Consider the following 15,252-nt stretch of genomic DNA (forward strand, 5'->3'; position numbering starts at 1 on the left):
AGAGCCGTCGACCGTCATGCACGCGTGCCGGCGGTTGGGAGCCGAACCGATTTGGGCGTACCCGACGAGTTACCCCGAACGTTGCGAGATCAGTTGTCATGTTCGATACGTGGGTACGCGTGGGTGACGGCTCGGGTGTGGCGACGGGTTGTGTTGGGCTGTCGGTGGGCGGGTGCAGACTGGGGCTATGGATCGGTTCTCCTCCGCTACTCGGCAGTGGTTCGACGGTGCGTTTCCCGCGCCTACGGCTGCGCAGCTGGGGGCTTGGGAGGCGATTTCCGCCGGTGAGCACACCCTGGTGGTTGCGCCGACCGGGTCCGGGAAGACGTTGTCGGCCTTTCTGTGGGCCATTGATCGGCTGGCTACTCGGGAGCCCGGGGAGGGGGTGCGCAAGACCTCGGTGCTCTACATCTCGCCGCTGAAGGCGCTCGCGGTGGATGTGGAGCGGAATTTGCGCGCACCGCTGGTCGGGGTGACGCAGACGGCCAAGCGGCTGGGGGTGCCCGCGCCGGAGATACGGGTGGGGGTGCGGTCCGGGGATACCAGCGCCGCCGAGCGGCGGACCATGCAGCGCACGCCGCCCGACATTCTCATCACCACACCGGAATCACTCTTCCTCATGCTCACCTCGGCGGCCCGGGAGACGCTGAGCGAGGTGCACACCGTGATCGTGGACGAGGTGCATGCCATAGCCGGATCCAAACGCGGTGCGCACCTGGCACTTTCACTGGCACGACTGGATTCGATGACCGAACGGCCGGCCCAGCGGATCGGGCTGTCGGCGACGGTGCGGCCACCGGCGGAGGTGGGCCGATTCCTGGTCGGCACCGCGCCCATCACCATTGTGTCGCCGCCCGCGCCCAAGACCTTCGATCTCACGGTGCGGGTACCGGTCGCCGATATGACCGAGCCGGATGAAGCCGGGGAGGCGGCATCGATCTGGCCGCATGTGGACGAAGCCATTGTGGATCTGGTGTTGGAGCACCGCTCCTCCATTGTGTTCGCGAATTCGCGGCGGCTGGCCGAACGGCTTACGGCCCGATTGAACGAGTCGTACGCGGCGCGCCTCGGGGAGCCGGTCGAGACCGAGCATGCGCCGCCCGCGCAGATCGGACCCTCCACCGAGGTGGTGCACGGGGCCGCATCGCTGTTGGCGCGGGCGCATCACGGGTCGGTGAGCAAGGAGCAGCGGGCGCTCATCGAGGACGACCTCAAGAGTGGGCGGCTGCGGTGTGTAGTGGCCACCAGCAGTTTGGAACTCGGCATCGATATGGGTGCGGTGGAACTGGTGGTGCAGGTGGAAGCGCCGCCATCGGTGGCGAGCGGATTACAGCGGGTCGGACGGGCCGGGCATCAGGTGGGTGAGATCTCGCGCGGAGTGATCTTCCCGAAGCACCGTACGGACGTAATCCGCTGTGCGGTGGCGTCGAAGCGCATGACCGCCGGGCAGATCGAGGCACTGAAGATTCCGGCCCATCCCCTCGACATCCTGGCTCAGCAGACGGTGGCCGCCTGTGCGCTGGAGCCCTTGGATGCCGACACCTGGTTCGAGGTGGTGCGGAGAACCGGAAGCTATGCGGCACTGCCGCGTTCGGCGTACGAATCGGTCCTGGACCTGCTGTCGGGACGCTATCCGTCGGACGAGTTCGCCGAATTGCGGCCACGGATCGTATGGGATCGGGACGCGGGCACGCTGACCGGACGACCTGGCGCACAACGGCTTGCGGTGACATCCGGTGGCGCTATCCCCGACCGGGGGCTGTTCCCGGTGTTCATGGTGGGCGAAAAAGCCTCGCGAGTCGGAGAACTCGATGAGGAGATGGTGTACGAGTCGCGCGTCGGCGACGTCTTCGCACTCGGGGCCACCAGTTGGCGAATCGAGGAGATCACCTTCGACCGAGTGCTGGTGACACCGGCCTTCGGTCTGCCCGGGCGGCTGCCGTTCTGGCACGGCGATTCGCTGGGGCGGCCCGCGGAATTGGGCGCCGCACTAGGCGAATTCGTGCGACAGGCCGGGCAGGCCGTCGAGAAGGCGGCCAGTGGGCGGCGCGGTGGTGGGGACGAATCAGGCTCCGGCCCAACGAAGAAGCCGCATGGCCGCGCGAAAGACGCGATCACAGCGGCTGATTCAACTGCCTCCGAGCCGAACGCCACGGCCCTCGGGGGAGAACCGAAGCATGTGGCGGGGCCGGGCGGGAGCGCTGAGCGCGCCGACCCTCTCGGCCAGGACTCGAAGCACGCGAACACTCCGGGCAAAACCTCGAACGACGCGGCGATCGCGGGACGGGACTCCAAGCCCGCGCAGGCTCCGCGCAAAGCCACGAGCGACGCGACGATCGCGGGACGGGACTCCAAGCGCACGAACGCTCTCGGCAAAGGCTCGAGGGACGCGGAGTCCGTGGGCGGGGGCTCGAAGCACGCGGAGATGAGTATGGCCGAGCTGTCGGATGTCTCGCATGCGGCGGGGCTCGATGACAATGCGACCGCGAATCTTGTTGCGCTGCTGCAAGAGCAGCGCGCCGCCACCGGACAATTACCCACCGATAAGACGCTGCTGGTGGAGCGGTTCCGGGATGAGTTGGGCGATTGGCGGGTAGTGCTGCACTCGCCGTACGGGTTGCCGGTGCACGCGCCGTGGGCATTGGCGGTCGGCGCGCGCCTGCGCGAGCGTTTCGGGGTGGATGCCGCGCCCACACCGTCCGATGACGGGATTGTGGTGCGGCTGCCGGATACCACCGATGAACCGCCGGGGGCGGAGCTGTTCGTCTTCGAGCCGGATGAGATCGATGACATCGTGACCGAACAGGTCGGGGGTTCAGCGCTTTTCGCGTCACGGTTCCGGGAATGTTCGGCGCGGGCGCTGCTCTTGCCGCGACGCGATCCCGGTAAGCGCGCACCGCTGTGGCAGCAGCGGCAGCGGGCGGCGCAGCTATTGGATGTGGCACGCAAGTTCCCGGACTTCCCCATGCTGTTGGAGACCGTGCGCGAATGCCTGCAGGACGTGTACGACCTGCCGTCGCTGCGGGATCTGCTGAGCCGGGTGGCGCGACGACAGCTGCGGCTGGTCGAGGTGGAGACGGCGAGCCCGTCGCCCTTCGCGAATTCACTGCTGTTCGACTACATCGGGCAGTTCATGTACGAGGGCGACAGTCCGCTGGCCGAGCGGCGGGCGGCGGCGCTATCGCTGGATTCCAGCCTGCTCGCGGAATTACTCGGTCGGGTTGAGCTGCGCGAACTCCTCGACGCGGCGGTCCTCGAACTGACCGAGCGCGAGTTGCAGCGGCTCACCCCGGAACGGCATGCGCGAGATATGGAGGGGCTGGCCGATCTGCTGCGGCTGCTGGGGCCGGTCACCGCCGAGGAAGCGGCGCAGCGCTGTGTCGACGATCCGCGCGCGTGGTTTACCGAACTGGTGAAGTCGCATCGGGCCCTGGAGGTTTCATTCGCGGGATCGCAATGGTGGGTGGCCATCGAGGACGCGGCCCGGCTGCGCGACGCGCTCGGCGTACCGCTGCCCATCGGCGTTCCGGCCGCCTTCATCGAACCGGTCGCCGACCCGCTCGGCGATCTCGTCGGCCGCTACGCCCGCACCCACGGCCCCTTCACTCTGGACGCCGTGGCCCACCGCTTCGGTCTCGGACCGGCCGTGGCCGCCACCGCGCTACACCGGCTCGGTATGGAAAAACGGTTAGTCGAAGGCGAATTCACGCCCGGCGCGACCGGTGCCGAATGGTGTGACACCGAGGTACTACGCCGCCTGCGCCGTCGCTCCCTCGCTGCCGCGCGCAAAGAGGTGGAACCGGTTACCACCGCCGCCCTCGGCCGCTTCCTGCCCGCGTGGCAGCACATCGGCACCGGCGAGCTCCGCGGTGTGGACGGTGTCGCCGCCGTCGTGGAACAGCTTGCGGGCGTTCCCATCCCGGCCTCGGCCTGGGAATCGCTCATCCTCCCCTCCCGCGTCCGCGACTACTCCCCCGCCCTACTGGACGAACTACTGTCCACCGGCGAGGTCATCTGGTCCGGGCACGGCTCCATTACCGCCAAGGACGGTTGGGTGGCCCTGCATCCCACCGATCAGGCCCCACTGACGCTGCCCCCGACGTCCCCGCTCGACCTCACGGAGACGCACATCAGCGTGCTGATGGCGTTGGGGGCCACCGTTATTGGTGGCCGACCATCACCGACGACAGACCAACCAGTCGACCTGTCGGCCGTGACAGGCGATAACAGCGCCTCGGGCAAGACCACCCAGCGCAACCGATCGAGCCGCTCCAAAGCGGCCCATGGGGATACCACGCTATCCGGCCATCCCATGTCGGTGGGACGTACGGAACCGGCGGCCTCCGGAAGTGCGCCACCTCCGGCAACCCACGATGTGAACGGGGCACACTCCGGCGACTCCACGACGGTGGGACGTACAGAACCAGCAGCCTCCCGAAATACGCCACCCCCAGCGAATCGCGACGACACGAACGCCGCGGATGCTCCTTGGACGGATGCGGCCGAGGTGGTCGATGCCAGCCCGGCGAGCGGCTCTCGGCTCGGCACGCCCGCGGTCGGTCCGGAGTATCAGGTGGTACCGAGTACCGGTGGGGCCTACTTCTTCCGGCAGTTGGCGGACGCCACCGGCCTCGAGGACGAGGCGGCTGTCGTCACGGCGCTGTGGGAGCTGGTGTGGGCCGGGTACGTCGCCGGGGATACGTTCGTGCCGGTCCGGGCGCTGCTATCGGGGACTACGCGGACCACTACCGCGCATCGGACGCCGCGGCGCGCACCGCGTGGCCGGATGTATCTACCTCGGGCGGGGGCGCAGGTGCGCAGTAGTCCGCCACAGGTGGCGGGGCGCTGGTCTTTGCTGCCGGAGCGGGTGTCGGACAATACGATTCGCGCGCACGCCACGGCCGATGTGCTGTTGGAGCGGTACGGGGTGTTGACTCGCGGGTCGGTGCAGAGCGAAGGGGTGACCGGCGGGTTCGCGCTCATGTACCGGGTGCTCACCGAATTCGAGGACCGAGGGCGGTGTCGACGCGGGTACTTCGTGGATTCGCTGGGTGGGGCGCAGTTCTCGACCACCGATGTGGTGGATCGATTGCGGTCGTTCGATACCGACCGCAACCCCTATCCCGGCAATGGCGCTCCGGACGAGGGGATCGAACCGGGTGCCGGAAAGGTGCTGGCTTTGGCGGCCTGCGATCCGGCCAATCCCTATGGGGCGGCGCTGCCTTGGCCGAAGGCCGCGGCCGAGGGGGCGGGGCACCGGCCAGGACGCAAGGCGGGTGCACTCGTGGTGCTGGTGGCCGGTGAGCTGGCGCTCTATCTGGAGCGTGGCGGCAAAACACTGCTGACATTCACCGAGGATCCGGCGGTACGCGCGGCGGCAGCGGCTGGTCTCGCGGCCCTGGTGCATGACCGGCGCGTCGATTCACTGGTCATCGACCGGGTGAATGGCGAGTCCGTACACGGCAATACCTTCGCCGACTTCCTCACCCAGGCCGGATTTGCGCCCACGCCACGCGGTTTCCGCCTGCGGAGCCGTCCGTGACCTGCGGCGATCGCCGGGGCTGCACCACGGCTGCGCGGAGGCCGCGTGCCTGAGGGCGACACCGTATTCCTGGCTGCGAAGCGCCTGCGGGCAGCCTTGGATGGAAAGGTGCTGACGCGCAGCGACTTCCGCGTGCCCAGGTTCGCGACATTGGATTTGCGTGGTGAGCCGGTGGAGAGCGTCGGCAGCTACGGGAAGCATCTGTTCATCCGGACGCCGAAGGTCAGCATTCACACCCACCTGAAAATGGAGGGTGTGTGGCGGGTGTACACACCCGGGCAGCGTTGGACCAAACCGGGTTTCACGGCGCGGCTGGTGCTCGCGACCGAGGATTCGGAGGCGGTGGGTTTCTCGCTGGGACTCGTCGAGGTGCTGCGGCTCGCAGATGAGCACACCGCCATCGATCATCTCGGGCCCGACCTGCTCGGGCCGAATTGGGATGCGGAGGAGGCACTCCGGCGCTTGCGTGCGCACGCCGGACAGCCGATCGGGCTGGCACTGCTCGATCAGCGGAATCTGGCGGGCATAGGCAATATCTACCGCAGCGAGATCTGCTTTCTGCGAAAGGTGCACCCGGCCACCGCCGTCGGCGAGATCGAGGACCTACCCGGGCTGGTGGACGAGGCGCACCGGGTGCTGGTCAAAGCCGCGCACGAACCACCGTGGCGCGCACTCGCCTACGGCCGCCAGCGCCTCCCGTGCCGCCGCTGCGGCACCAATCTGGTGGTGCACCTGCTCGGTGCCCCGGAGGGCGAGTCTGCCACTCGCGCCGACCGGGGCATCTACTTCTGCCCACGCTGTCAACCGTTGTGAAAGCGTCCGGCGGGACACTCCGCTGACCGGGCTACCCTCTCGGCTGCCAACACTGCTGATCAGAAGCGCAAACCCGATCAGGCCGGGCCGCAGGCCGACGAAGGATTGTGACTAGGGTGGGCGGTGCCGTACGAAGTGGATGAGGGGGGGAGCAGTGAGCGATCCGAACAATGCCTGGGGTGGTTCGCTGAAGCAATCGGCGGGTGCGGGTGGGTTCGGTCTGGCGTTCGATCCAGCGGTCGCCACCACCTTGTCGAGAGAATGCGCATCGATGCTGAGCGCGATGGAACAGGTGTCGAGCACCATCGCGGGCGCGACCGGTTTGAAGCCGCTGAACTTGAAGGAGTCCGGACCCGACCTGTCGGCCCTGTTCAACAACGCGGCAACCGATCTCACTACCCGTGTGCTGAACGGGCACAAGACAATCCTTACCGATATGGGCGAAACCTTCATCGCCGCCGGTCGCCTGTACCAGCAGGGCGAAGAGGATTCCCGCACGGCGTTCGAGCAGCTGAAGAGCACGGTTGGTCATGTGGAGGTGGCCACCAGCGAAGCCCAACTGCCGGGCTGGGGGCCCTCCAAGGGGTGGGGCAGCGAGAGCTATTCCTCGTCCCCCGAACGGGATTACAGCAACAAGCTGGGCGATACGCAGGAGGCGGAATCGCTGGCAACCGGCGCGCAGGAAGCGGGAATCACGCTCAAGCCGTCGTCGATCGACCCCGAAACGGGTGAGAACTTCGGGTGGGACGAGTTCGTCGCGCACTACAACCATGTCGATGGCGGGCAGATTCCCGGTCAGTTGCAGCAGTTCGCCGATACGTGGAAGCGTGCGGCCGACCAACTGCGCATGCAGGCGGCGGCGTTTCATTGCACGTACGATCCGTTGCTGCTGACGGCCCCGGCGGGTTCGGATTCCGAGGGCGTGTGGGCGTCACCGGCAGCAGCGAAAGCCAAGAGTGCGCTCAACGACTACCTTCACGGGGTCGAGCGGTTGATCAACTGCATGAACCTGATGAGCCGCAACCTCGCGTTCACCCAGGGCTGGATTTTGCGGCTGCAAACTTTCCTGCCCCACGACAGCGCCGACACATACCACCTGTCCGGACGTGCTGAGGATGCCGAGCTGCGGCAGATCCGGACCACATGGGACGCCTGGTATGTCGAAGGCGCGAAAATATCGGGCGGCAATATCCCGGAGGTACCCGAGGCCCGCAGCACGGTCACAACACCTACCGGGAACCTGCCCACCTCACTGACCGAGATGCTGATAGGCGACCAGTCTCCCGCGCAGATCCCGATGGATCCGCTCGCCTTGGCCGCGCAGCTGGACCGAGGCATACCGATTGAAATTGCCAACGCCGACGGCAGTAACACCGTCTGGACCCCCAATCCGGACGGCACTGTCACCACCGCGAGGTCCACGGTTGGCCCCGACGGTACGGTCACCACCGTGAGCAAGGTCGGCGACGGACCGGAAACGACGTCGGTGTCTACGCCGCGCAACGATGGCACCGGCGTCATCGACACGGTCACCACCGCACCCAATGGGACCGTGCAGCGCGTCGTTTCCACGCCCACCGGCGATGGCCGGATCAGTTCCCGTAGCGTCAATCCTGACGGCACCACAGGTCCCGAAATGATGATCACCCCGCTTCAGGAGGGTGGGCTGTTCACCCAGATCCCCAGCGATGACGGCCAGACGGTGACGAACCTGTTCACCGCTGCCGATGGGTCCAGCTACAGCCAAACCTTGGCTATTGCCCCGGACGGCGGCCAACAGCTGATCAGCACTGCCAATTCCAATGGCACCCGATCGATCATGGAACCGGACGGCGCAGTCTTCACTCAGACCGGTGACGGAGCCTCGGCTTTGACCACCAAGCAGCCCAACGGTGCGGTGGTCGCCCAGTTCGACAACGGCACCGTACTGGCGTCCGATCCGCCTCAGCCCGGGCAGTCGGCACCGTCGACGTGGGAGGCGGTCCAGAACGCGGTCGAGCCCTTTATGGAGAAGAGCCCGCTCACCTATGGGATAGACGGTGCGAAGGACCACCCCTACGCCACCCTCGGCGGCGCGGCTGCCAGTGGTGTCGCCGCGAGCCTCGACGAGGGCGGGAAGGGGCTCGCGCGGCAGGCGGGATTCATGTCGCAAACCTCACAGCTCCTCGGGCAGGAGGCCATGCAGGATCTCGGTGACGGTAAGAATGTCTCGGGTAAGGCGATCCAGTCGGTGTCGACGTCTATTGCCGACGACGCTTCGAAACTCGGGTCCAACGCTAAATTGCTGGGTAATGTCGGGAAGTTCGGCGGGCCGCTCGCGACGGTCGGATTCTCCACGTACACGTCTATCGATGACTGGCGCAACGGTAAGGACGGGTGGGAAGCGGCGGGCGCGGGCGTCGGATCGGCGGTCGGTGGGATCGGTGGCGGAATCGCTACCGGTGCTGCCGCCGGTGCACTGCTCACGGGTCCCATCGCCCCTGTCGGAGCCGTTGTCGGCGCTGTCATCGGCGGTGTCGCCTTTGGTGCTTTGGGCGGATGGGTAGGAGAAAACACAGTGAAAGCGGTGAAGTAGTGAGCCACGCAGCAGGAAAATCCGTTAGGCGTCCGTCCGACCTGCCATGGCCTCCCGATTTCGGTCCGGAAAGTCGCAGACGGACGATGATGGTGGTATATTTGCCAATATTACTCATCGGTGCACTTATTGGCGCATTTATGTCACTTGTTGGATTTATTCAAAGCAGCACAACTCAGGCATTCTTCGGATTATTTGCAACGCTATTCTTTCTGTCAGTGACCCCCGGGGCGATTCGGATGCATCTTTCGCGCCGACGTTCAGTGCCCGAACTGGAAGCGGTCCACGATATCGACAGCGAAGCTGCCACAGCTGTTCCCAGACTACGATGGCTGGCGATCGCGGGGGTTGTCATGCTGGCGATGGCCATTGTCAGCGCCACATACTTCGCCTATGCATTGACATTCCAAGATACTTCGGAGTTCGCTCCAGGAAATCGGCGACCTTTTACTGGAATACTTCTTACAGTTGCCATCCTGCTGGCAACGTGGCTGCTGATCCGTGCCGCCTATTCTGCCAGAAGGAAGAAGTTCCTGTGGCTAGCTCCATCGCGGGTGCACCTGAGTGATGGATTCATGTACCGATCCGTTGAGTGGGACAGCATTCTGGATGTGCAGGCTACGTCGTATCCTAGCTTCGCGACAATTAGGCTACAGTCACGCCCTGATGGGGTCGATATTATTTGGGCGGCCAGGTGGGCACGTAAGAAGAACCGCACGTGGCTCGCCGAAGTTTACACGCTGGAATACGACATGGATTCCGCACTCTTGTATCACCTGATCCGGTTCTACTGGAAGCATCCTGAACTGCGGCAGGAACTGGGTTCGGATGCTGCTGTCAATCGAATCCGCCGGAGTGCCGTACTCGATTCACCCGAGAAGTCAACTGCTGACAGAAACTCGGGCAGTGATTTCTGGGGAACTGGATCGTAATGCGCACATGGTCGTTCACCGAAACGGAGTTCGCGGTCCTGTGGCGGGACGCGGTCGGCGATCAGCTTCCCGCCCCATTCCTGTTCACCTCCGCCGCACCCAATCAGGCAACCTTCCGCGCCGAACAAGAGGCAGCTCGGGAGATCGCGCGTGACAAAGACTCTCGTGACATCGCCACGATCCTCGACACGATGTCCGAGCCCGACCTGCACCTGTCGGTCTACGGCGGGGACCACGCCGATCCGATGCAGCCTGGCTCGATAATCCGCGTCCTGGCCGTCCGCAGGCGAGAGCGAGGCTTCCTGATCACGCAATCGCCCGGGAAGTCGTACTTCCATCGCGGCGGATACACGGTCAACGAATGCGATCCACTGCGGCTGGCCGACGAACTGGTCGATGCACTTCCCGCGGCGGATCCCGGCAGCCTAGGTGAGATAGCCCTCGCCGCATCCGGCGACGACCTGGCTGACGAACGCCACCGGTCACCGGTCGCGCTCAGGGAGAACTCCACTGCCTACAGATCTGCACGGTTCCTCCGCGCCCCAACGACAATCTCAGGCGAAATCGAAATCACCCAGGGCAGTTCCGTATTCGGCCCTCGCGGCATTAATCGCCATACCGTCCACTGGCGTGACGTCGTCGGTGACGGACGCTATGTCATCATCGGCCGTAACGCCATGGCGGCGGATTCCAAACAATTTGCGGCAGTTCTGAATTCCCGAATCGCGATCGTGATCCGGGCGATCAAGGAAGAACGAGAGCACATCCACTGAGGTGATCCCAGTGACTTCATTTCCACCTGATGCGCCGCCATCCTCGGGACAAACACACTAGGCGCGGTGCCGCCCGTGTCTGCGATGCAGATTGCGAACGGGGATGCGGTGGAATGGATAGCCGTCGGCGAGTAGGAGTCGCTCGTCGGGGATTGGCTGCGTGATGGATCGACCATCGGAGACACCCCACCGCACGGCGGTAACGACCCCGATGCAGGACAGTGCAACAATCACGAACTGGACCATTGCGGACACGGATACCTCCAGAAGTACAGTGCAACAGCATCATTGGAACGCCACCCACCTCTCGGAGGCGCAGACTAGTGGCGGTGAGCACGGCGGCAGGTTCGGTCGGCCACCTTCCGGGGCTGTGGCCAGGTCTGGCCAGATTCGGCATCGACCACTCCGAGCGGCTCACCATCGATTACCCGGGCGACCAGTCCGGCGTCGAGAGCGGCGATATCGTCAGTAGCGAGCTGGATCAATTGGGAGATTGTGAACGAGGGGCCAACTTGCCCGTCCCGCCAGACGGGAGCCCACGCCCCGTCACGGTACTGAATCCACCAGGCGGGCCGCTCTTCACCGATGAGTGCCAGTGCGTCATCGATGTCCATCGGAACCGGTTCGTGTGTAGGTGTTTTCGGGGCTCACGGTAATCACATCAACCGTCTGCCGGAGATCGCACGGTACGGTGCCGCCCTCGAAGTGCTTGGTGCTCGGAACGAAAACGGCTTCGACCTCGATACGAGCGATCGTGGCTTTCAGTCCCGCGAGTAGCGGCCTCCCGGTTCGGCCGTCGATGACGATCATCTTTGCGAAATCGAAGCCGCGCAGCGCCGCCGCGCTCCGAACCTCGGTTTCGTCCCATGCTTGCCGCACGCCGCTGATGTCGGATCGGACGTATCCGATCGCGGTAGGCCGAAACTTCATCGCCTGCATCCGTTCTGCTCGGGGGTCGTGGGATGGTTGGGGAGCGCGCCCGGAGCGATATCGCGGTTGCGGGCACCGCCCGCCTGGCGCACTTCTATGACACACCTCGCAGCGACAAGAGCATCGCCGAAACGGTGGCACCGGAGAATCTGTCGTGAAAGCCCTGATGGACTCCCGCCGCAGGTGAGATGATTACTCCGACATGGTGATTCCGACCTCCCCGAATCGGAGGACGCAATGACACAGACGATCAGCGACGCGGGTTCGACGCTGCCGCGTCGCCAGCTCGGCCGCTATCTGCTGGAGTGGCGCACGCGCGCCGGATACACGCAGACAAAGGCCGCTCAGCTATTGGAGATGGGGGCAACCAGCCTCGGGCGTTTGGAGAAGGGGGAGAACTCTCGTATCAAGTCGCGAGATATACAGGCCGCGTGTGACCTGTACGGCGTGCCGGATGATCTTGTCGCCGCGTTGATCGGTCTGGCGAGGCAGGCCAACGTCAAGAACTGGTGGCACCAGTACGGCGACTTGATCCCCAAAGACTTCGATGTTTATGTAGGTCTCGAAGCCGCTGCATCCAAAATTATTACGTACCAACCTGATCTGGTGCCCGGTCTGCTCCAGATCGCAGACTACGACCGAGCCTTGGCAGAGCGTTGCCCGGACGACACCGTAGAGGAGCGCGAGCGGCGCGTGCAGTTGAAGATGCAGCGCCAGAACATAGTTACTCGCAAGACACGGCCCGTGACGTTGGATGTCGTCGTCGGTGAGGCAGCGTTGCGCCGAGTCGCGGGCAGCCGACGTATCATGGCTGCTCAACTCCGGCATCTGGCCGATCGATCCGCTGCGGCCAATATCGAATTGCGGGTACTTCGCGCCGCCGCAGGCTTTCCGGGCGGTATCTCGATGCCTCCGTTGGTCGTGCTGCAATACGGAGAATCCGCACATGGTGAGCCCGTAGAGCCCTCCGTCGTGTTCCTGGAAGGCATCGTGGGCAACATGTACATTGAGGACGCGGACGATGTGGCGAGCTTCTCGCGATCGTTCGATCGCCTGAAGGCCGCAGCACTCGACGGCAGCAGCAGCCGACAGTTGCTCAGGCAGTTAGCGAGGGAGTATGAGAGTGGACATTGACCTGTCCGGCGCGCACTGGTTCAAGAGCAGCTACAGCCAGCACGGTGGCGAATGCGTAGAAGTTGCCCACCTGGACGGTGGCATGATCGGCGTCCGCGACTCCAAGAACCCGTCCGGCCCAGCGCTAGTCTTCGGACCCGGCGAGTGGAGTGCCTTCACAGCGGGCGTCAATGACGGAGAATTCAACCGCCCCAATTAGTTTCGATCAGAAGAACTGCTGCTCGAACCGGTGTCGGGCGGTCTGGCCGCGCCACTGTGCTCTACGAATCCAGATTTGAGGGAACTGATGCGCCGGTCACTTCGTCGGCATGTCCGCAGCGCCACGGCGGCAGGTGCGCTCCTGCTCGCCTCGCTGGCCGGATGCGGTTCCGAGGCCGACCCTGCGACTTCGTCGGACGACGTATTGCTGACCACCTGTGCCGAGTTCATGCAGCTGACACGTTCGGACCAATCCACCTTCGTCGGGAAGGTCGTTGTTGCGAAGGATCCTTCCGCGAAGCGGACAGGTGACACCGGCCAACCGTCGATGGCGCTGCGAGCGGCGACAATTGAGGTGCAGCGGGACTGCGCTAAGCCCGATCTCGCGGATCGGACGGTTGCGAACACGCTGCAAGGGACCGTGCGGTAGCGAGCGTCGCACCGGCCTACCGCCGGTGCGCTGACCACTTTCGCCTACTCAGTCGGTCCGGATCGGATCCAATACCTCGCGCCGCGCTTCCGGGGCCTCCAACCGCAGCGCATCGGCCGACGTATCGTCCGGCCGGGTCTGCGATTCGATCTCCGCGCGCACCCGCGCCTGGTAGGTGGCGACCTCGCGGACGATATCGCTTTCCGCCCAACCCAATACGGGTGCGATCAGGCGGGCGACCTGGTCGGCACTGTCCACGCCGCGGTCGGCGTACTCGATGGAGATGCGGGTGCGGCGCGCCATGATGTCGTCGAGGTGTAGCGCACCTTCGGCGGCCGCCGCGTACACGGCCTCGACCTGCAGATAGCCCGGTGCCTCGGTAATCGGTTGCAGCAGATCGGGTTTGCCCTCGGCCAGGCTCAGCACCTCGTCGATCAACGATCCGTACCGGTTGAGCAGGTGTTCGATGCGGTACGGGTGGACGCCGTATTTCTCGGCCAGATGCGGAACCTGGTTGAGCAGTGCGTAATACCCGTCGGCGCCGAGCAGCGGCACCTTCTCGGTTACCGAGGGTGATACCCGGCGCGGGATATCGACCAGGGCGGCGTCGACGGCGTCATAGGCCATGACCCGGTAGGTGGTGTATTTGCCGCCCGCGATGGCGACCAGTCCGGGCGCGATACGAGCCACGGCGTGTTCGCGCGAGAGCTTCGAGGTCTGATCGCTCTCCCCCGCCAGCAGCGGGCGCAGGCCCGCGTACACACCGGTGATATCGGCATGGGTGAGCGGCGTGACCAGTGCTTCATTGACCCGGTCTAGGAGGTAGTCGATATCGGCCTTGGTGGCGGCCGGATGCGCGAGGTCGAGATTCCAGTCGGTATCGGTGGTGCCGATAATCCAGTGATTGCTGCCCCACGGAATCACGAACAGCACCGAGGTGGGGGTGCGCAGAATCAGCGCGGTATCGCTGGCAATGCGGTCGCGCGGCACCACAATGTGCACGCCCTTGGACGCGCGCACATGGAAGCGGCCACGTACATGCGAGAGGGATTGAATTTCGTCGGTCCATACCCCGGTGGCATTGATGACGACGCTGGCGCGCGCCTCGGTGGTGCGGCCGTCCTCGCTGTCACGCACCTGCACACCGACGACGCGGTCGGCCTCGCGCAGGAAACCGACCACCTGGGTGGAGGTGCGAATGACCGCGCCGTAGTGCGCGGCGGTACGGGCCACGGTCATGGTGTGCCGGGCATCGTCGACGACGGTGTCGTAATAGGTGACGCCACCGGTGAGCGCACTGCGCTTGAGCCCCGGGGCCATGCGTAGCACGCTGTGACGGGTCATATGATGCTGTCCCGGTACCGATTTCGCGCCGCCCATGGTGTCGTACAGGAGCAGACCGGCCGATACATACGGCCGCTCCCACCCGATATGGGTGAGCGGGTAGAGGAAGCGCAGCGGCTTCACCAGGTGCGGTGCGAGTTTGGACAGCGCCAGTTCGCGTTCCCGCAGCGCCTCGCGCACCAGGCCGAATTCGAACATCTCCAGGTAGCGCAGGCCGCCGTGGAACATTTTGGATGAGCGACTGGAAGTGCCGGAGGCCAGGTCGCGGGCCTCGACCAGGGCGACCTCGAGACCGCGGGTGGCGGCGTCCAGCGCGATACCCGCGCCGACCACACCGCCGCCGATCACGATCACATCGAACGGCTCCTTGCCGAGCCGTTCCCAGGCAGCCGCCCGCTGCTCCGGACCCAGGAACTGAGAGTGCGGTTGCTTCGTCATGCTCGACTCCTCCAGCCGACCGGCGCGCCGGATTTCCCCGGTGGCGCGGCTATTCGTATCGAAGACGCTCTGAGCTCTGGTGCTGGCTGCTCGGGGAACAGGCTATGGGGAAACCGGGTACGGACACGGGATCTGCGTGGATA

The 15,252-nt window shown here is 65.1% G+C and carries 11 protein-coding genes and 3 pseudogenes; 10 read left to right on the top strand and 4 right to left on the bottom strand.

The annotated features are described in order from the left end of the window. Window positions 1-187: 187 nt before the first annotated feature. The 7 genes and pseudogenes from NU1_RS44430 to NU1_RS37170 form a co-directional block, all read left to right on the top strand. A pseudogene (locus NU1_RS44430) lies at window positions 188-733 on the top strand (DEAD/DEAH box helicase); the annotation flags it as partial. Between the two features lie 402 nt (window positions 734-1,135). Continuing rightward, window positions 1,136-4,150: pseudogene (locus NU1_RS44510) on the top strand (Lhr family ATP-dependent helicase); the annotation flags it as partial. Window positions 4,151-4,588: 438 nt separating this feature from the next. Further along, window positions 4,589-5,542 (top strand): annotated as a pseudogene (locus NU1_RS44515) (Lhr family helicase); the annotation flags it as partial. 45 nt (window positions 5,543-5,587) lie between these two features. Continuing rightward, window positions 5,588-6,355 (top strand): DNA-formamidopyrimidine glycosylase family protein, encoded by a 768-nt coding sequence (locus NU1_RS37155; protein WP_067528935.1) that lies wholly within the window; start codon window positions 5,588-5,590, stop codon window positions 6,353-6,355. A 154-nt stretch (window positions 6,356-6,509) separates the two neighbouring features. Beyond that, the gene (locus tag NU1_RS37160) at window positions 6,510-8,930 is read left to right on the top strand and encodes a hypothetical protein (RefSeq protein WP_067528936.1); all 2,421 of its coding nucleotides are present in this window, start codon (window positions 6,510-6,512) and stop codon (window positions 8,928-8,930) included. Then, window positions 8,930-9,862: a hypothetical protein gene (locus NU1_RS37165; RefSeq protein ID WP_157553509.1), complete on the top strand. Its 933-nt coding sequence runs from the start codon at window positions 8,930-8,932 to the stop codon at window positions 9,860-9,862. Before NU1_RS37160 ends, NU1_RS37165 begins: the two co-directional genes overlap by 1 nt. Then, window positions 9,862-10,635 carry an ESX secretion-associated protein EspG gene (locus NU1_RS37170; RefSeq protein ID WP_067528938.1) on the top strand — a complete coding sequence of 258 codons (774 nt, stop codon included), beginning with the start codon at window positions 9,862-9,864 and terminating at the stop codon, window positions 10,633-10,635. The genes NU1_RS37165 and NU1_RS37170 overlap by 1 nt, the downstream gene beginning before the upstream one ends. Window positions 10,636-10,692: 57 nt before the next feature. Here NU1_RS37170 and NU1_RS42445 read toward each other — a convergent pair whose 3' ends face one another. The 3 genes from NU1_RS42445 to NU1_RS37185 form a co-directional block, all read right to left on the bottom strand. Beyond that, window positions 10,693-10,890, bottom strand: a complete 198-nt coding sequence (locus NU1_RS42445) for a hypothetical protein (protein WP_169815197.1) — start codon at window positions 10,888-10,890, stop codon at window positions 10,693-10,695. Between the two features lie 65 nt (window positions 10,891-10,955). After that, window positions 10,956-11,249: a hypothetical protein gene (locus NU1_RS37180; protein WP_067528940.1), complete on the bottom strand. Its 294-nt coding sequence runs from the start codon at window positions 11,247-11,249 to the stop codon at window positions 10,956-10,958. Then, window positions 11,236-11,565 (bottom strand): hypothetical protein, encoded by a 330-nt coding sequence (locus NU1_RS37185; protein WP_067528952.1) that lies wholly within the window; start codon window positions 11,563-11,565, stop codon window positions 11,236-11,238. The genes NU1_RS37180 and NU1_RS37185 overlap by 14 nt, the downstream gene beginning before the upstream one ends. A gap of 32 nt (window positions 11,566-11,597) precedes the next feature. On the opposite strand from NU1_RS37185, the gene NU1_RS43915 reads away from it, so the two are divergent. The 3 genes from NU1_RS43915 to NU1_RS37195 all read left to right on the top strand — a co-directional run bounded on the left by NU1_RS43915 (window position 11,598) and on the right by NU1_RS37195 (window position 12,898). Continuing rightward, window positions 11,598-11,723: a hypothetical protein gene (locus NU1_RS43915; protein WP_281221289.1), complete on the top strand. Its 126-nt coding sequence runs from the start codon at window positions 11,598-11,600 to the stop codon at window positions 11,721-11,723. A 79-nt stretch (window positions 11,724-11,802) separates the two neighbouring features. Then, on the top strand, window positions 11,803-12,699 hold the full coding sequence (locus tag NU1_RS37190; RefSeq protein ID WP_067528941.1) for a helix-turn-helix domain-containing protein: 897 nt from the start codon (window positions 11,803-11,805) through the stop codon (window positions 12,697-12,699). Next, complete coding sequence (locus tag NU1_RS37195) at window positions 12,683-12,898, top strand: DUF397 domain-containing protein (protein WP_067528942.1); 216 nt, start codon at window positions 12,683-12,685, stop codon at window positions 12,896-12,898. The genes NU1_RS37190 and NU1_RS37195 overlap by 17 nt, the downstream gene beginning before the upstream one ends. Window positions 12,899-13,375: 477 nt before the next feature. Here the strand turns inward: NU1_RS37195 and glpD are convergent, their stop codons facing one another. Then, window positions 13,376-15,109: a glycerol-3-phosphate dehydrogenase gene (gene glpD / locus NU1_RS37205; protein WP_067528944.1), complete on the bottom strand. Its 1,734-nt coding sequence runs from the start codon at window positions 15,107-15,109 to the stop codon at window positions 13,376-13,378. Window positions 15,110-15,252: the final 143 nt, after the last annotated feature.

The organism is Nocardia uniformis NBRC 13702 (assembly GCF_001613345.1).
In the GTDB taxonomy this organism is placed as follows: domain Bacteria; phylum Actinomycetota; class Actinomycetes; order Mycobacteriales; family Mycobacteriaceae; genus Nocardia; species Nocardia uniformis.

Coding starts and splice junctions, on each gene's coding strand:
- NU1_RS37185 (WP_067528952.1), bottom strand. CDS start 11,565: ATGAAGTTTCGGCCTACCGCGATCGGATACGTCCGATCCGACATCAGC.
- NU1_RS43915 (WP_281221289.1), top strand. CDS start 11,598: ATGGTTGGGGAGCGCGCCCGGAGCGATATCGCGGTTGCGGGCACCGCC.
- NU1_RS37195 (WP_067528942.1), top strand. CDS start 12,683: ATGAGAGTGGACATTGACCTGTCCGGCGCGCACTGGTTCAAGAGCAGC.
- NU1_RS37180 (WP_067528940.1), bottom strand. CDS start 11,249: ATGGACATCGATGACGCACTGGCACTCATCGGTGAAGAGCGGCCCGCC.
- glpD (WP_067528944.1), bottom strand. CDS start 15,109: ATGACGAAGCAACCGCACTCTCAGTTCCTGGGTCCGGAGCAGCGGGCG.
- NU1_RS37190 (WP_067528941.1), top strand. CDS start 11,803: ATGACACAGACGATCAGCGACGCGGGTTCGACGCTGCCGCGTCGCCAG.
- NU1_RS37170 (WP_067528938.1), top strand. CDS start 9,862: ATGCGCACATGGTCGTTCACCGAAACGGAGTTCGCGGTCCTGTGGCGG.